Source organism: Actinomadura sp. NPDC047616 (genome assembly GCF_040642915.1).
Classification (GTDB): domain Bacteria; phylum Actinomycetota; class Actinomycetes; order Streptosporangiales; family Streptosporangiaceae; genus Spirillospora; species Spirillospora miaoliensis.
On the sequence record NZ_JBEYTB010000042.1, the window covers coordinates 1 to 1,833 of the forward strand.

The 1,833-nt window shown below is 58.7% G+C and carries 1 rRNA gene; it reads left to right on the forward strand.

From position 1 onward, the window contains the following. Window positions 1–1,831, forward strand: a 23S ribosomal RNA gene (locus ABZ801_RS41560); the annotation flags it as partial. Window positions 1,832–1,833: the final 2 nt, after the last annotated feature.

The following is a 1,833-nucleotide window of genomic DNA, read 5'->3' on the forward strand; positions in this document are numbered from 1 at the left end:
TGATGGGTAGGGGAGCGTCCTGCATCCGGTGAAGCCGTGGAGTGATCCTATGGTGGAGGGTGTGGGAGTGAGAATGCAGGCATGAGTAGCGATTCACACGTGAGAAACGTGTGCGCCGGATGACCAAGGGTTCCTGGGGCAGGCTGATCCGCCCAGGGTAAGTCGGGACCTAAGGCGAGGCCGACAGGCGTAGTCGATGGACAACGGGTTGATATTCCCGTACCCGCTGGTATGCGCCAACGCCGAGGCCGTTGATGCTAACCATCCGAACCCGGTTACGAGCCTTCGGGCTTGTTTCTTGGGGGAGCGTGGGACCCGATGCGGTAGTAGGTGAGTGATGGGGTGACGCAGGAGGGTAGCTCAGCCCAGGCGGTGGTTGACCTGGGGTAAGCCTGTAGCCCGGTGTGTAGGCAAATCCGCACACCACGTAAGGGTGAGAGGTGATGCCGAGCCGTTTTAGGTGAAGTGAGTGATCCCGTGCTGCCGAGAAAAGCCTCTAGCGAGTGTACTGGCGGCCCGTACCCTAAACCGACTCAGGTGGTCAGGTAGAGAATACCGAGGCGTTCGGGTGAACTGTGGTTAAGGAACTCGGCAAATTGCCCCCGTAACTTTGGGAGAAGGGGGGCCACGTCTGGTGAACGCCCTTGCGGTGGGAGCTGGGTGTGGTCGCAGTGGCCAGGGGGAAGCGACTGTTTACTAAAAACACAGGTCCGTGCGAAGTCGTAAGACGCGGTATACGGACTGACGCCTGCCCGGTGCCGGAACGTTAAGAGGACCGGTTAGATCTCTTTGGGGGTCGAAGCTGAGAATCTAAGCGCCGGTAAACGGCGGTGGTAACTATAACCATCCTAAGGTAGCGAAATTCCTTGTCGGGTAAGTTCCGACCTGCACGAATGGCGTAACGACTTCCCCGCTGTCTCAACCACAGGCCCGGTGAAATTGCAGTACGAGTAAAGATGCTCGTTTCGCGCAGCAGGACGGAAAGACCCCGGGACCTTCACTATAGCTTGGCATTGGCGTTTGGTGTGTCTTGTGTAGGATAGGTGGGAGACTGTGAAGCGGGTACGCCAGTATTCGTGGAGTCGTTGGTGAAATACCACTCTGGTCGCATTGAGCGTCTAACCCGCGCCCGTGTATCCGGGTGGGGGACAGTGCCTGGTGGGTAGTTTAACTGGGGCGGTTGCCTCCCAAAGAGTAACGGAGGCGCCCAAAGGTTCCCTCGGCCTGGTTGGTAATCAGGTGGTGAGTGCAAGGGCACAAGGGAGCTTGACTGTGAGACTGACAGGTCGAGCAGGTGCGAAAGCAGGGCCTAGTGATCCGGCATCGGCGTGTGGAAGCGATGTCGCTCAACGGCTAAAAGGTACCCCGGGGATAACAGGCTGATCTTCCCCAAGAGTCCATATCGACGGGATGGTTTGGCACCTCGATGTCGGCTCGTCGCATCCTGGGGCTGGAGTAGGTCCCAAGGGTTGGGCTGTTCGCCCATTAAAGCGGCACGCGAGCTGGGTTTAGAACGTCGCGAGACAGTTCGGTCCCTATCCGCTGTGCGCGTTGGAGAATTGATGGGGGTCTGTCCCTAGTACGAGAGGACCGGGACGGACGGACCTCTGGTGTGCCAGTTGTCCCGCCAGGGGCATGGCTGGTTGGCTACGTTCGGTCGGGATAACCGCTGAAAGCATCTAAGCGGGAAGCCTTCCCTGAGATGAGTTCTCCCTCCCCGCCTTCGGGTGGGGGTAAGGCCTCCAGTAGACGACTGGGTTGATAGGCCAGGCATGGAAGCATCGTGAGGTGTGGAGTGGACTGGTACTAATAGGCCGAGTGGCTTGACACACA